The 16,737-nt window shown below is 22.4% G+C and carries 13 protein-coding genes and 1 tRNA gene; 5 read left to right on the top strand and 9 right to left on the bottom strand.

All coding sequences use genetic code 11. The features are described 5' to 3' along the window. Positions 1-53 precede the first annotated feature (53 nt). Positions 54-1,640 (top strand): bifunctional phosphoribosylaminoimidazolecarboxamide formyltransferase/IMP cyclohydrolase, encoded by a 1,587-nt coding sequence (gene purH, locus AB4W51_RS00140; RefSeq protein ID WP_367676608.1) that lies wholly within the window; start codon positions 54-56, stop codon positions 1,638-1,640. A gap of 112 nt (positions 1,641-1,752) precedes the next feature. Here purH and metE read toward each other — a convergent pair whose 3' ends face one another. Then, positions 1,753-4,029 carry a 5-methyltetrahydropteroyltriglutamate--homocysteine S-methyltransferase gene (gene metE / locus AB4W51_RS00135; RefSeq protein WP_367676607.1) on the bottom strand — a complete coding sequence of 759 codons (2,277 nt, stop codon included), beginning with the start codon at positions 4,027-4,029 and terminating at the stop codon, positions 1,753-1,755. Between the two features lie 127 nt (positions 4,030-4,156). Between metE and metR the strand changes: the two genes are divergently transcribed. Continuing rightward, complete coding sequence (gene metR / locus AB4W51_RS00130; RefSeq protein ID WP_367676606.1) at positions 4,157-5,041, top strand: HTH-type transcriptional regulator MetR; 885 nt, start codon at positions 4,157-4,159, stop codon at positions 5,039-5,041. A gap of 53 nt (positions 5,042-5,094) precedes the next feature. Here the strand turns inward: metR and AB4W51_RS00125 are convergent, their stop codons facing one another. From AB4W51_RS00125 to ftsY, 3 genes are all read right to left on the bottom strand, one after another. Next, positions 5,095-5,907 (bottom strand): Cof-type HAD-IIB family hydrolase, encoded by an 813-nt coding sequence (locus AB4W51_RS00125; RefSeq protein WP_367676605.1) that lies wholly within the window; start codon positions 5,905-5,907, stop codon positions 5,095-5,097. Positions 5,908-6,222: 315 nt separating this feature from the next. Then, the gene (gene rpoH, locus AB4W51_RS00120) at positions 6,223-7,080 is read right to left on the bottom strand and encodes an RNA polymerase sigma factor RpoH (RefSeq protein WP_367676604.1); all 858 of its coding nucleotides are present in this window, start codon (positions 7,078-7,080) and stop codon (positions 6,223-6,225) included. Between the two features lie 256 nt (positions 7,081-7,336). Further along, on the bottom strand, positions 7,337-8,461 hold the full coding sequence (gene ftsY / locus AB4W51_RS00115) for a signal recognition particle-docking protein FtsY (RefSeq protein WP_367676603.1): 1,125 nt from the start codon (positions 8,459-8,461) through the stop codon (positions 7,337-7,339). Positions 8,462-8,597: 136 nt separating this feature from the next. Here ftsY and rsmD point away from each other — a divergent pair, with 136 nt between their 5' ends. Beyond that, entirely contained in the window at positions 8,598-9,161 is a 564-nt protein-coding gene (gene rsmD / locus AB4W51_RS00110; RefSeq protein ID WP_367676602.1) for a 16S rRNA (guanine(966)-N(2))-methyltransferase RsmD, read from the top strand. A 124-nt stretch (positions 9,162-9,285) separates the two neighbouring features. Then, the gene (gene dnaC, locus AB4W51_RS00105; RefSeq protein WP_367676601.1) at positions 9,286-10,026 is read left to right on the top strand and encodes a DNA replication protein DnaC; all 741 of its coding nucleotides are present in this window, start codon (positions 9,286-9,288) and stop codon (positions 10,024-10,026) included. Between the two features lie 50 nt (positions 10,027-10,076). On the opposite strand, the gene efp is transcribed toward dnaC, so the two are convergent. The 3 genes from efp to AB4W51_RS00090 form a co-directional block, all read right to left on the bottom strand. Continuing rightward, the gene (efp, locus tag AB4W51_RS00100) at positions 10,077-10,649 is read right to left on the bottom strand and encodes an elongation factor P (RefSeq protein WP_367676600.1); all 573 of its coding nucleotides are present in this window, start codon (positions 10,647-10,649) and stop codon (positions 10,077-10,079) included. Between the two features lie 381 nt (positions 10,650-11,030). After that, positions 11,031-12,674 (bottom strand): chaperonin GroEL, encoded by a 1,644-nt coding sequence (gene groL, locus AB4W51_RS00095; RefSeq protein ID WP_367676599.1) that lies wholly within the window; start codon positions 12,672-12,674, stop codon positions 11,031-11,033. 52 nt (positions 12,675-12,726) lie between these two features. Next, positions 12,727-13,017 carry a co-chaperone GroES gene (locus AB4W51_RS00090; RefSeq protein ID WP_367676598.1) on the bottom strand — a complete coding sequence of 97 codons (291 nt, stop codon included), beginning with the start codon at positions 13,015-13,017 and terminating at the stop codon, positions 12,727-12,729. Between the two features lie 335 nt (positions 13,018-13,352). Here AB4W51_RS00090 and AB4W51_RS00085 point away from each other — a divergent pair. Beyond that, a tRNA-Phe gene (locus AB4W51_RS00085) sits at positions 13,353-13,425 on the top strand. Positions 13,426-13,567: 142 nt separating this feature from the next. Here AB4W51_RS00085 and mnmE read toward each other — a convergent pair. Further along, positions 13,568-14,929 carry a tRNA uridine-5-carboxymethylaminomethyl(34) synthesis GTPase MnmE gene (mnmE, locus tag AB4W51_RS00080; protein ID WP_367676597.1) on the bottom strand — a complete coding sequence of 454 codons (1,362 nt, stop codon included), beginning with the start codon at positions 14,927-14,929 and terminating at the stop codon, positions 13,568-13,570. A gap of 91 nt (positions 14,930-15,020) precedes the next feature. Beyond that, positions 15,021-16,637: a membrane protein insertase YidC gene (gene yidC / locus AB4W51_RS00075; protein ID WP_367676596.1), complete on the bottom strand. Its 1,617-nt coding sequence runs from the start codon at positions 16,635-16,637 to the stop codon at positions 15,021-15,023. Between the last annotated feature and the right edge of the window lie 100 nt (positions 16,638-16,737).

The raw sequence follows: 16,737 nt of genomic DNA, 5'->3' as shown, positions 1-16,737 counted from the left end.
TATTATTTAAAATATAATAGTTATTACTATCTTATATAAATAATATATAGATTATGAAAAATTTAAAACCTGTAAAACAAGCTTTAATTAGTGTTTCAAATAAATTTGGTATAATAGAATTAGCAAAATCATTTGTTGATAGAAAAATTAATATATTATCAACAGGAGGTACATCTGTATTTTTAAAAAAAAATAACATTCCTTTTAAAAATATTTCAGATTATACTGAATTTCCTGAATTAATGGATGGAAGAATAAAAACTATACATCCTAAAATTCACGGAGGAATTTTAGGAAGAAGAAAAAAAGATGATGCTGTAATGAAATTATATAATATAATTCCAATTGACATTGTTGTTGTTAATTTATATCCATTTTTAGAAAATATGTCAAAAAATATTAATAATATGGATGATATTATAAATTATATTGATATAGGTGGATCAACTTTAATTCGATCTGCCGCTAAAAATCATCAAGATGTTATGGTTTTAACTGACCCTTTAGATTATAAAAAAGCAATCAAAATACTTGATGAAAATAATAATAATTTTCCTATAAAAAATAAATTTTACATGGCATGTAAAGCATTTGAATATATTTCTCAATATGATTCTATTATTTTTGGATGTTTAAAAACCAAATATAATGAATATTATAATGAAAAAAATAATTTTATATATTTACCTAAAATCATTAATTTGAATCTTATTAAAAAACAAAATTTACGTTATGGTGAAAATCATCATCAAAAAGCAGCTTTATATTTTGATAATACTCAAAAACCTACTGATATTGTTGCTGCAAAACAAATACAAGGAAAATTATTATCATATAATAATTTATCTGATGCTGATATTGCTTGGGAATGTGTTAAAACTTTTTTAAAACCAGCATGCGTTATTGTAAAACATGGTACACCTTGTGGAGTATCAGAAAACATCTCTATTATTAATGCATATATCTCTGCATATAAATGTGATCCTACATCTGCATTTGGTGGTGTAATAGCATTTAATGGTTTATTAAATTCTGATACAGTTCAAACTATAATTAATCAACAATTTGTTGAAGTAATTATTGCAACTAATATTAGTAAAAATGCATTAAAAATATTAGAAACAAAAAAAAACATAAGAGTATTAATCTGTTCTAATATTCAAAAACAAAAAAATAAATTTAGTTTTAAGCAAATTAATGGTGGTGTTCTTGTTCAAGATATTGATTCTGAAAATATCAACGAAAAAACATGGACTATAGTTAGTAATTGTAAACCAAATCATGAAGAATATGAAGATGCAATTTTTGCTTGGAAAGTAGTAAAATTTGTAAAATCAAATGCTGTAGTATATGTAAAAAACAAAAAAACTATTAGTATTGGTTCAGGCCAAACAAGTCGTATATATTCAACAAAAATAGCAAATCTCAAATTAATAGACCAAAAAATAAAAATTAAAAATATTATTATGGCTTCAGATGCTTTTATTCCTTTTAGAGATAATGTCGATATAGCAAAAAAGAATGGTGTAAATTGTATTATTCAATCAGGTGGATCTATTCGTGATAAAGAAGTGATTCAAGCAGTAAATGAATACAATATGATTATGATTTTTACTAATATAAGGCATTTTAAGCATTAAAAAATATGATTACAGCGGTTAAGAATATTCGTTCTAAAATGAATAGTATTTAGCATTGTACAAAAAAAAGATGCTTCATTTTTAAAATGAAGCATCTTTTTTTTGTACAATGCTAAATACTATTCATTTTAGAACGAATATTCTTAACCGCTGTAATCATATTTTTTAATGCTTTTCTTGTTTCTTTCCAATTTCGAGTTTTTAAACCACAATCAGGATTTACCCATAGTCTATCTAATGAGATATAATTTAGTGCTTTTTTTAATAAATTCTCAATCCATTCTACAGTAGGAATATTAGGAGAATGAATATCATATACCCCAGGTCCTATTGAATTAACATAATTAAATTCTTTAAAGAATTCTAATAACTCCATGTCAGATCTAGAAGTTTCAAGAGTAATTACATCTGCATCTAACAATAAAATAGAATTCATAATGTCATTAAATTCACAATAACACATATGAGTATGAATTTGTGTTTCATCATTAACTCCAGAAGATGCTAATTTAAATGCATTTGTTGCCCATAATAAATAATTATCCCATAAGCTTTTTCGTAATGGTAAACCTTCTCTTAAAGCTGGTTCATCAATTTGAATAATCTGAATACCAGATTTTTCTAAACTGTGCACTTCATCTCTTAAGGCTAATGCAATTTGATTCGCAATATTTTTTTTACTTAAATCCTCTCTTGAAAAAGACCAACATAACATAGTTACAGGACCTGTTAACATTCCTTTAACTGGTTTTTTAGTTAAAGATTGTGCATATCTTGACCATTTAACAGTCATATCTTCAGATCGACTGATATCTCCAATGATAATTGGTGGTTTGACACAGCGTGAACCATAACTTTGAACCCAACCATGAGAAGTTGATATAAATCCATTTAATTTTTTACTAAAATATTCTACCATATCATTTCTTTCTGGTTCACCATGTACTAAAACATCTAAATTAATTTTTTCTTGTTCATGTATAATATCTTTAATATAATTTGAAATTTTTTGGTTGTATTTTTCTTTAGTTATATTTTTTTCTTTAAAATCTAAACGTAATTTTCTAATTTCAACAGTTTGAGGAAAAGAACCAATAGTAGTAGTTGGCAAAATTGGAAAATTAAATTTTTTATTTTGAATTTGAGATCGAATAGAATATTTATTTTTTCGATGAAAATTTTGTTCAGTAATAGAATTTAATTTATCCTGGACATTTATTTTATGTACTAAATTTGAATTTTTTCTAGTATGAATTGGTTTACTCCATTCATTAATTTTATATGTATCATTATTATTTAATGCATCAGTTAATAAATTAAGCTCAGTACATTTTTGTATTGCAAAAGCAAACCAGCTTTTAATTTCATCATTCAAATTTTTTTCAATATTTAAATCTACAGGAACATGTAATAAAGAACATGAAGTACTAATCCATAAATTAGTACGCATATTAGTTATTGGTTGTATTAATTGAAACCATTTAATTAAATCTGTTCTCCAAATATTTCTACCATTAATTACACCTAAAGAAAGAACCCAATCTATTGGTATAATTTTATTTAACTTAGATAAATTATATTGACCAAATATAACATCAACATGTAATCCTTGTATTGGTAATTGAGTTATTATATCTAAATTATGATTTATACTATCAAAATAAGTGGTCAATAATATTTTTATAGAACTATATAAATAATTATATGTTAAAATAAAAGATTTTTTCCATTCTGTCGGTAATTCTAATGCTAATATAGGTTCATCAATTTGAATCCATGTAATATTTCTTTTTGAAATTTCTTTTAATATTTTTTTATAAACAGGTAATATACTATTTAATAAATCTAATTTATTAAAAGAATTATTTTTTGATTTTCCTAACCAAAGATAAGTCAAAGGACCTAAAATGACAGGTTTTATGGTATGATTGAGTAGTAAAGCCTCATCAATTTCTTGAAATAATTGTATCCAATTTAAACTAAAATTTTGATTTTCAAAAAATTCTGGTACTATATAATGATAATTCGTATCAAACCATTTTGTCATATCAGAAGCTGCAACTGATTGACCAGTTGGTGCGTGCCCTCTAGCAATACGAAACAAAGTATCCAAATCAACTGATTTATCAATATTTTTATGCCTTTCAGGAATATTTCCTAATAACATACTAGTATTTAAAACATGATCATACCAAGCAAAATCACCAACAGTTAAAAAATTTATCTTTTCTTCTATTTGTTTTCTCCAATTATATTTTCTTATATTGTATCCTACAGATAATAATTCTTTTTGTGAAATAAGATTATTCCAATATTTTTCTTGTGCTTGTTTTAATTCTCGATTACAACCAATTCTAGGAAAACCAAGAATATGATTTAAAATTGTCATTTATTATCCTTATTAAAAACATTTTTAATAAATAAGTTAATTATTTTATTAATACTATGTATTATTGTTCTTGATTTATTAAAAATTAACAAGAGCAAATACTACATTATGAACATGAAGGAATATCATGATTGAAATCAAACATCTAAAAATATTACAAGAATTAAAAAATAGTAATTCAATTACGGCAGCAGCAATAAAATTACATCAAACACAATCTGCTTTGTCTCATAAAATAAATAAATTAGAGCAACAATTAGGATTTAAATTATTCATAAGAAAAAGTATACCTTTAGAATTTACTGTACAAGGTAAAATTTTATTAAATTTATCTGAAAAAATTTTACCAACAATTAAAATAGCTATGCAATCATGTTATCATAATTATAAAAAAACCATACATATTGCTATTGAATGTCATAGTTGTATTCAATGGTTAATTCCAATTTTAATGAAATTTAAAAAAAAATGGCCAGAACGAAAAATAAACTTAAAATCAGAAGTTATATTTAATCCTCAACCAGATCTTCAAAAAGGTAAAATCGATTTAGTATTTACTTCAGACATTTTATATCAATCTAAATTATCTTATTTATCTGTTTTTAAATTTGAAATTCGTTTAGTTATGTCTATAGATCATCCTTTATTAAAAAAAAAAAATATTTTACCGATAGATCTACAAAAAGAGATAGTAATGATTTATCCAATAGATCTTACTAGATTAGATATTTGGAAACATTTTTTAAAACCTGCTGGAATCATTCCATTATTTAAAAATGTAGATAATACATCTTTATTAATTCAAATGGTATCTGCCAAGATGGGAGTCACTGCTTTACCTTATTGGGTAGTTTATAATTTCGAAAAACAAGGTTTAGTAGCAACAAGAGAATTGGGATATAAAGGTTTATGGAGTAATTTATATGCAGCTATTCGTCCTGAAGAAAAACAAAAATCTTTAATTATAGATTTTGTAAAATTTATAAAATTAAATATGAATAAATTATTTTGAAAAAACATTATTATTAATGTTAAATAAAATTAATAATTAATTTAATATATATATTATATATTAATATGAAATATTTTGCATAAATAATGTGCTAATCCATTATTATTATTATCACCTATGATTTCTAAATGAGGAAGGGCTAATTTTAAACAAGGATCTGCATTTTTCATTATACATCCTTTTCCAGATATATTCAGCATGTCTTGATCATTCATACCATCTCCAAAAGAAATACAATCACTTAAAGAATATCCTATTAACTTTAATATAATATTTAATGCAGATCCTTTTGAAACACCACAAGGAACAATTTCCAAACATTCTGGAAATGAAAAAAAAATATTAATATTTTTTTTATTACTCCATATTTCTAATATTTCTTGTTCTAATAATTTTAATTTTTTAATATTATTAGAAGTGAAAAATATCTTGTTAACTTTATCAAAACAAAAATTTTCTAAATTAAAAATTTTATTTTTTAAAAATAATTTTTTACAAAAAATATTTTTTTTGGAACAAGATGAATTTGTATACCATTGATGATTACAATATAAATGAGTCATAATTTCTTTATCTATATATCTAATTTTACATAAAGAAATAGCAATTTCTTTTAATAAAAATTGATTAAAAATTAATTCTTTTTTTTGATTGTATATTTGAGAACCATTAGATGTAATCATATATGATTTTATATTTAAATTATCACTAATTTTAAATACATCTATGTAATGTCTACCAGTTGCAAAAATAAAATGCACTCCTTTAGAAATTAATAATAATAATATTTTTTTAGTAAAATCAGTAATATTATATTGAGATGTTAATAGTGTTCCATCTAAATCAGATACAATAATTTTATACATAAAATTAGAATTTTTTATAAAAAATTACAAATTATTTTTCATACTATAATATAATATTAAAATGATGTAAACCTATTAAGATTTATTTTAAAATAATAAATTTTTATAAAATTTTATTCATATTAGGATCAGTAAAATAATTAGTATTATAAAATATTTTACTGATGCTAATATATTTTTTTATTGAAAAAAAATATGTTTGTAAAAAAATATTTTCGTATTCAATATAATATAAATATTTTATATAGTAATTATTAAATAAATTTTAAAAATCAATTTTTTGTATATATAATTTATAAAATAAATTATTATATTTTATGTTTCTATTGCTATCCTCAATTTTTTCATAGCATTTTTTTCTAATTGTCGTACACGTTCTGCTGAAATACCATAATCATTAGCAATTTTTTGTAATGTAATTTTATTATTTTCATTTAACCATCTTGCATTAATAATATGTCTACTTCTTTCATCTAATCCTAATAATGCATTAGTTAATTTTATTGTAGCATATTGACCCCAATTATTTTTTTCTAATAAATTAGCGAAATTTGATGCATTATCTTTTAGATATGGCATAACAGTAGTAATTTTTCCATCTGGAGAATCTTCTTCATTGTTTAAATTAATTGTAATATCTTGTGCCGACATACGAGATTCCATTTCTCTTACATCTTCACTACTAACACCTAACTCTTTAGCTACTATATTTACTTCAGATTCATTAAACCAACCTAATCTTTTTTTTGTTTTCCTTAAATTAAAAAATAATTTTCTTTGTGATTTTGTTGTAGCAATTTTTACGATTCTCCAATTTCTTAATACGTACTCATGAATTTCAGATTTGATCCAATGTACTGCAAAAGATACTAAACGTACTCCTACTTCTGGATTAAATCTTCGAACTGATTTCATTAATCCTATATTACCTTCTTGAATTAAATCCGCTTGAGGTAAACCATATCCTGAATAACTTCTAGCTATATGTATAACAAAACGCAAATGAGACAAAATTAAAGTCTTAGCTGCATTTAAATCACTATCAAAATATAATCTTTTAGATAAAAACTGTTCTTCTTCTAATGATAACATAGGCCAAGAATTAGCTGATCTAATATAAGATTCAAGATTTCCTAAAGAAGTGATTATAAATCTATTTTTTTTATTAATCATTTAATAACTCGTTTTTACTAATTATATTGTTATTAATATTATTTTAAAAACTTTATAATCCGTATTTTTAAAAAATTTAATTATATTATATACCATAAAATATAATTTGTTATACAACCTTATATTATATAATTATTTTATAAATATAATATACTGACATATTGAATTATTTTTTAATCAAGATTATTATTTATATTCATAACTAGTGATATTTATTATTTTTATTAATCTTATATATCAAATCATTAAATTTTATTTATCTTTTTTCAAATAAAACATCAACAAAATTTATGCTATTAAATTTTATTAAATCCAATTCTTTTTCTCCAATACCTATATATTTTATCGGAATTTTAAAATTATGAGCAATGGGAAAAATTATTCCACCTTTAGCAGTACCGTCTACTTTTGTTAATATAATACCAGTTAAACCTAAATTTTCATGAAATAATTTAGTTTGATTTATTGCATTTTGACCAGTACATGCATCAATAATTAATAAAATTTCATGAGGTGCTAGAGAAATTTTTTTCTTAATAACTCGTATAATTTTTTTTAGTTCTTGCATCAAATCAAATTTATTATGTAATCTTCCTGCAGTATCTATAATTAAGATATCAATCTTATTAGCTAGAGCATGTTCTAAAGAATTAAAAATGACAGAAGCTGGATCAACTTTTTGAATTGGTGAAGATATTACTATAATATCATTTAATTCCCCCCATTTTTGTAATTGTTCTACTGCTGCTGATCTAAATGTATCACCTGCAGCTAACATAACAGATTTTCCTTGTAATTTATATTTTTTAGCTAATTTACCAATTGTTGTTGTTTTTCCTACTCCATTTACTCCTACAATTAAAATTACAAATGGAACATAATTTTGATTATTTAAGAATGGTTTTTCTGTTTTTTTTAAAATTGTTAACATTTCTTGTTTTAAAATTGTATAAATGCAATTAAAATTATTTATTTCTATATCATTAATTTTTTTTTTAATATTATTAATAATATAATCTGTAGTATCTAAACCAATATCTGCTAATAATAACTTTTCTTCTAATTCTTCAAAAATAGAACAATTAATATTTTTTTTGGAAAATAAATTTATAAAATTTATACTAAATTTTTTACTGGTTTTATATAAACTATTTTTCAATCTCATGAATAAATTGCAATTCTTTTTTTTAACATTATGATTAATATTTGAAATATAATTTTTTTTTTCTTTTTGAGATACATCTTCTTTATTAAATAGATTAATAGGTTTTTTTTTAAGAATAATTAAATCTTTAGAATGATTATCTTCTTTTTTTAAAATTTGTTTTTTATTTTTGAAAGAAAAAAAAGAAAAAAAATTCCGTTTTTTATCTTTTGTCATAAAATTTTCCTAATATATAAGATTAAAAATTAAATATTTTAAAATGTTTAATATTATTGTAATATAATAAATATTTTAAATATATCTTAATTTTTATTATAATAAGTAATAAATAACATATAAATTTAATATAAAAATGAACAGTAATTATGGCAAAATTCGAATTATTGGAGGATATTTAAAAAATAGTTTAATATCTATTTGTTCAAATAATAATATACGTCCAACTACTAATTACATGAGGGAAACATTATTTAATTGGTTAAATCAAGATATTCAAAATTCAAAATGTCTGGATTGTTTTACGGGCAGTGGTGCACTGGGTATAGAATCTATTTCTCGTTTTGCAAAATCAGTTACTTTAATTGACATTAATAAAAAATCTATTAATCAATTAAAAAAAAATTTAATAAGGTTAAAAATTTTAAATTATTGTAATGTTATTCATGATAATTTTTTTCATTGGTTAAAACAAAATAAGGAAAAATATCAAATTATATTTATTGATCCTCCTTTTGATCAAGAACTGATTTCAAAGATAATATTTTTTTTAGAAACATACAATTGTTTAGAATCTCAATCTATAATTTATATTGAAAAAAAAAATGATTTTAATTTATTGAATATTCCAAAAAATTGGCATTTATATAAACAAAAAAATAATAAAAAAGTATCTTATTATTTATATATTCGTAGGTAATAAATTATTCTATTGATTAATTTAAAATGATTTTTATTTTAAAAAATATTTTTAATCATTCAATTAATTTAAAAATTAAAATTTTTAATTTTATTATTATTATATATTTTTGAGATCAACAAAAATGCAAAAATACACAAATCTTTTAAAAAGATTACAACAACTAGTACCTCATAGAATAAAACCAAAATTTAAAGATGAATCTGAATTATTATCTTGGAATCAAGAACAAGGAAGATTATCTTCTGAATCCATTTTAAGAGAAAATCAAGCAACAAAAATGGAAAAAATTTTAGGTAGATCAGGAATCAAAGAATTATATATAAATTGTTCATTTGATAATTATAGAATACATCATAATGGTCATAAAAAAGTGTTAGATTGTGCAAAAAAATATGCCAAAAATTTTAATTTCAATATATCTAGTTTTATTTTTTCTGGAAGACCAGGTACTGGAAAAAATCATTTAGCTTCTGCAATAGGTAATTATTTAATATTAAATGGAAAAAGTGTTTTAATTGTAACTGTTGCTGATTTAATGTCAAATATAAAAAGCACCTTTAATGGTTTTAGTGCTAATACAGAAGAGAAATTATTAAATAATTTAAGTACTGTCGATTTGTTAATGATTGATGAAATAGGTATGCAAACGGAATCACGTTACGAAAAAGTGATTATTAATCAAATAGTAGACCGTCGTTCATCTTCTAAACGTGCTACTGGAATGTTATCTAATTTAAATTATCGAGGAATGACTAATTTATTAGGTGAAAGAGTAATAGATCGTATGCGACTGGGTAATAGTTTATGGTTAAACTTTGAATGGGATAGTTATAGAAAATATATAAAAGGAAATGAATTTTAATAAAAATCAATATAAATATAATCTATATTATAATAATATTAAATAAATTTTTAATTGTTTTTAATTCTACAAATATATTGATTTGATCTTGTGTCTACTTTTATTATTTCTCCTGTTTTTATAAACAATGGTACTTTAATTTTTGCATTGTTATTTAATATAGCAATTTTTACATTATTGTTTAAAGAATCTCCTTTAATTCCAGGTGTTGTTTTTATTACTTTTAATTCAACAAAATTACTCGGTATTACAGAAATAATCTGATTATTCCATAAAGTAGTCATATAATAATTTTGTTCAATTAACCATTGTAATTTTTTATACAATAATTTTTTTTCTGCAGAATATTGTTCAAAATTTTGAGTATTTAAAAAATGCCAACAAATGTTGTCATTATATAAATATAATAATTTAACATCAAAAATATCAGCTTTTTTAAAATATTCTGTTGATCTAAATGATCTATCTAATAATTGATCTGTTAATAATTTGCGAATTTTAATACGTGTAAAAGATTGACCTTTTCCAGGTTTAATAAATTCACTACTTTCAATGCAACAAGGTTCGTTTTCAAAAATAATTTTTAAACCAATTTTAAAATTATTACTGTTATATATAGTCATACATTTCTCTATTAATTAATAATATTTTTAGTTTACACGCACAATAAAAATCAATTAAATAAAAATTAAAATTTTTTAAATAATTTTTTATAATCAATAAAAATGAAATACATTTAATAATATTAATTACAATTTAATTTGATAATTAAAATTATTTTTATATTTAAACAGTCAAAAATAATATTATTAATAATGTTATTAATTATAATCATTATGTTTAATTAATAACATATTTTGTTAAAAAATTTTATATATGTAATTATTTTTATTATTAATGATGATTATTATAATAATATTTTATAATAAAATAAAAAATAAATCTCCAGGCTATTTTTATATAAAATAGCCTGGAGATATACATTAATAAAAATTTTAAAAAATTTACATCATACCGCCCATACCACCCATTCCACCACCAGATGGTACATTCATTTCTGGTTTTTCTTCTTTTGGTAAATCAGTTACCATGCATTCTGTGGTAATCATTAATCCTGCTACAGAACCAGCATATTGTAATGCAGATCTAGTAACTTTTGTTGGATCTAATATTCCAAAATTTATCATATCACCATATTCATCAGTAGCAGCATTATATCCATAATTTCCTTTTCCATCTTTTACATTATTTGTAACTACAGATGGTTCTTCTCCTGAATTGGAAACAATTTGACGCAATGGTGCTTCCATAGCACGTAGTGCAACACGAATACCTACATTTTGATCTTCGTTTTGACCAGTAATATTAGAAATTTTTTGAGCTACACGTACTAAAGCTACACCACCACCAGCTACTACTCCTTCTTCTACTGCAGCACGAGTTGCATGTAAAGCATCTTCTACTCTAGCTTTTTTCTCTTTCATTTCTACTTCTGTTGCTGCACCAACTTTTAATACAGCTACACCACCTGATAATTTTGCTAAACGTTCATTTAATTTTTCTTTATCATAATCAGAAGTAGCTTCTTGAATTTGTTGGCGGATCTGATTAATTCTATTTTGTATATCTTGTTTTTTTCCTATCCCACCAATAATTGTAGTGGTATCTTTAGTAATTACCACTCTTTTGGCTTGACCTAAATCTTCTAAAGTTGCTTTTTCTAATTCCATAGCAAGTTCTTCAGAAATTAAGGAACCAGCAGTTAATATAGAAATATCTTGTAACATTGCTTTTCTTCTATCACCAAATCCTGGTGCTTTCACTGCTGCAATTTTAACAATTCCTCGCATAGAATTTACTACTAATGTTGCTAATGCTTCACCTTCTAAATCTTCAGCAATAATTAATAGTGGTTTGCTGGATTTAGCTACTGCTTCTAATAAAGGTAATAATTCTCTAACATTAGATATTTTTTTATCAGCCATTAAAATATATGGATTTTCTATTTCAACAATTCCAGTTTCTGGTTTATTAATAAAATAAGGTGATAAATATCCTCTGTCAAATTGCATCCCTTTTACTACTTCTAATTCATCTTCTAAACCTGTTCCTTCTTCTACAGTAATAACTCCATCATTGCCTACTTTTTCCATAGCTTCTGCAATTAAACAACCAACTTTTTCATCAGCATTAGCAGAAATTGTACCTACTTGGGTAATAGCTTTAGAATCAGAACAAGGAACTGATAAATTTTTTAATTCTGCTACTGCATTAATTACTGCTTTATCAATACCTCTTTTTAAATCCATGGGATTCATACCAGCCGCTACTGCTTTTAAGCCTTCATTAACTATTGCTTGAGCTAATAATGTAGCAGTAGTAGTTCCATCACCAGCAGCATCATTTGCTTTCGATGCTACTTCTTTAACCATTTGAGCTCCCATATTCTCAAATTTATCTTCTAATTCTATTTCTCTAGCAACAGAAACACCATCTTTAGTAATACTTGGTGCTCCAAAAGATTTATCTAAAACTACATTACGTCCTTTAGGTCCTAATGTTACTTTTACAGCATCAGCCAACACATTTACACCACGAAGCATTTTTACTCTAGCTTCATTACCGAATTTTACATCTTTAGCTGCCATTTGACATTCCTTCAATTTCTTTTTTTAGTTAAAAAAATAAGCAGATTGTTTATTATTCAACAATTGCTAAAATGTCACTTTCAGTTAAAATTAAAACCTCTTCATGATCCATTTTTTCTGTTTTAGCACCATAACCTTCATTAAAAATTACAATGTCTCCAACTTTTACATCTAGTGCTTTAATATTACCATTATCTAAGATACGACCATTTCCTACTGCAATTACAGTTCCACGAGTAGATTTACTAGCAGCTGAACCAGTTAATACAATTCCACCAGCTGATTTAGATTCTGCTTCTTGTCTTTTTACAATAACACGATCATGTAATGGACGAATTTTCATGTAATAATTTTCCTTTTAATAAATCTAATAAATTATTTTAATAAATTTAAAAATTTATTAAAATATACTAAAAGTAATAGTACTTATCTTCAGATATGAGGATTCTTATTAAAACTTTCAAGGGTTATATGTTTTTTTTTATTAATATAATGGATTTGATATAATTTTAAAATTTAATTATAGCATAATAGCATATAATGCAGTGATTATATTATTTGTAATATATAAATATATTTTATTAAATAGTTTATTTATATCTTATAAAATTATTTTTTATTAAAAAATCAATAAAAAGATTGACTTTAATAGAAAATTAATGATTAAATAACAATATTGCCCGAATAGCTCAGTTGGTAGAGCAGGGGACTGAAAATCCCCGTGTCGGTGGTTCAATTCCGCCTTCGGGCATATATTTTTTATATATGAATAAAAAATTTTTATATATGAATTAAAAATCAAAATAAAAAAAGATATATTTAAATTTTAACAAAACAATATTTTTATTATTATATAAATCAAATTTAATTTTTATATTTATCTTAAATCACAATTATTTTCCAATACAGAATTTAGAAAAAATTTCATCTAATATATTTTTGTTTTTTACCACTCCAGTAATTTCATTTAATTTATTTTTTACAATATTTAAATTTTCAGCTAATAATTCAAGATTTTGAGATAAAATCCAATTTTTTTTACTATTCAAAATTATTAAATAAATTTCATTTAATATATTTAAATGTCTTCTTCTAGCTAAAAATAAACTTTCTGTATTATCAATATTAGATATATGCGTTTTTAATAAATGTTGATTTAATGCTTCAATTCCTTCACCAGTTAATGATGACAAATATAATAAATTATTTTTATTTTTAAAAAAATTATTCTTTTTTAAAAATAAATCATTTTTATTAATTATAATACTAACATTTATGTTTTTAGGGAAAAGAGCAACATATTTTAAATATAATTGTGATTGTTTTTCAAAATTCATACTACCATCAATCACAAATAATATATGATCAGAATTATAAATTTCTTTCCATGATAAATCAATACCAATTTTTTCAATTTCATTTGTAGGATTACGTAATCCTGCAGTATCTACTAAATGAAATATAATATTTTTAATGTTAATATATTCATGTAAAACATCCCTAGTAGTACCTTTAATATTAGTTACTATAGCTTTGTTATCAGCACATAACTGATTAAATAAACTAGATTTTCCAGCATTTGGTTGACCAACAATAACTACTTTAATACCTTCTTTTAAAACACTACCTTGTCTAGCTTGTTTATGAATAATATTACAATCATTTAATATATTTAATAATTTTTTATATATATAATTTTTTGATAATTTTATATCTTCAAGTTCAATAAAATTAATAGATCCTTCAACTTTTAATTGAATATTATTTATTTTTTTAACTAACTGATAAATATATTTAGAAAATTCTCCTTTCATCGATCTTAATGAAAGTTGAATAGATTTTTCGGAATTAGCATTAATTAAATCAGAAATAGCTTCAGCTTGAATTAAATCTAATTTTTCATTTAAAAAAGCTCTTTCAGAAAATTCTCCTGGTTTTGCTATTCTAATACCAGGAATAGATGAAATAGTTTTAATTAATAAATCTAAAATTATAGGACTACCGTGTCCTTGTAATTCTAGTATATTTTCTCCTGTGAAAGAATAAGGAGCTGGAAACCAAATAGCTATACCTTCATCTAAAACATTTTTTTTATTATCTTTAAACAATGAAAATGTTGCATATCTTGGAATTGGTATTTTCCCTAAAACCATAATGGCTGCTTTATCTGCATCAATACCTGATATCCTTATTATTCCTATCCCACCCTTTCCTACTGGAGTAGATTGAGCTATAATCGTATCATAAAAGATCATTTTTTTATTTTTCTTTTGATTTAAAATAAAAAATATTATTAATATTTTTTAATATATTTTAATATTTTTATAAAAAAATTTTTATATTTTATTATTTTGAGTAATTAATATACTTTAAACTACGAGAAATTATTTTTTGTTGTAAGATTGTGATTATATTACTAATTATATAGTATAAAACTAAACCTGAAGGAAACCATAAGAAAAATATTGTAAATATTAAAGGCATAAAATTCATAATTTTTTTTTGTAATTTATCAGTAATGGTATTGGGAGAAATATATTGAATTAAAAACATAGTTATTCCCATTAATATTGGTAAAATAAAATAAGGATCTTTTCCTGAAAGATCATTTATCCAAAATAAAAATGGAGCATGTCTTAATTCGACTGCATTAATTAACATATAATATAAAGCTAAAAAAATAGGCATTTGAATTAATAAAGGAACAAATCCTTTCAATGGATTAATTTTTTCAGTTTTATATAAAAAAATTATTTCTTTACTCATTTTTTTTGGATCATCATGATATTTTTCTTTAATTTGATTAATTTTAGGTTGCAATTTTCTCATTTTTGCCATAGATAAATATTGCGATTTAGTTAAAGGATACATTATTAATTTAATTAAAATAGTAATAACAATAATAGAACCACCCCAATTCCCAATAAACATATGAAAAAATTTTAATAACTTAAATAATGGTTGAGATAACCACCAAAATATACCATAATCAACTGTTAAATCAAGATGATTAGCTATCTTATTCATTTCATCTTGAATTGCAGGACCAATCCAAAGATGAGATTTAAAACTATAATTAGAAAAAGGAGCTATAAATACTGCATTAGATTTATATCCAATAATAGAAAGATTACGATCTTTTAAAAAATTAGTATAAATTATATTATCTTTTGGAATAATTGGCACCCAGGCACTAATAAAATATTGTTGTAGCATTGCAATCCAACCATTAGAAGTTTGAATATTTAATGGTATATTATTACTTTTATTAAATTCTAATTTTTTATATTTTTCATTTTCAGTCGAATATGCTGAACCACGATAAGTATGTAAAGAAAAGTTATTATTTTTATTTTTTTCTTGCACAGGTAATTTACTAGTTTGTTTTAACTGTCTATATATGGATATATTTAATGGAATATTTTTATTATTTTTTATTTTATCTTCAATTTTAAGATAATATTTTCCATTTTTTAAAATAAATGTTTTGATATATTCAATACCATCTTTGTCTACCCAATAAAAAGGAATTCTTAATTCTTTTTCTGTTTTTTTTAATTTAAATAATTTATTATTAGACTTATAAAAAGGATAAATTTGATGATTAAAATGATTTAATTGATAATTTTTAATTATTCCACTTTGTGCATGATAAATAAAATTTTTTTTATTTTCTAATAAATGAAATAATTTAATTGAGTTTAATGAATCTTTATACTTTAATAAAATAACTTTTTCTATATTTCCTCCATTTTGATTAATAATAATAGAAACAACATCATTTTCTAAAATTACATATTTTTTTTTATTAATAAAATTATTTTTTTTCAATGCAGAAAAAATTATATTTTGTTGATTTTTATTTTGATGATTAATTTTTAATTCATTCCCCCATGTTTGCCACAATAATACAGAAATGAATATAAAAGAAAAAACAAAAAAATTACGTTTTAATAAATCCATTATTTGAAATCTCTTTTGATTTTATTATTAATTAATAATGTATTTTTTTTCATAAAAATATAAATTATTTTAAATTTTTTAAAATGTATTTTCATAAAAT

The sequence above is a fragment of the Buchnera aphidicola (Eriosoma grossulariae) genome (genome assembly GCF_964059045.1).
GTDB classification, from domain to species: Bacteria; Pseudomonadota; Gammaproteobacteria; order Enterobacterales; family Enterobacteriaceae; genus Buchnera_D; species Buchnera_D aphidicola_A.
The sequence above is the reverse complement of the archived record's forward strand: the minus strand, read 5'-3'. Positions and strand labels throughout refer to the sequence as shown.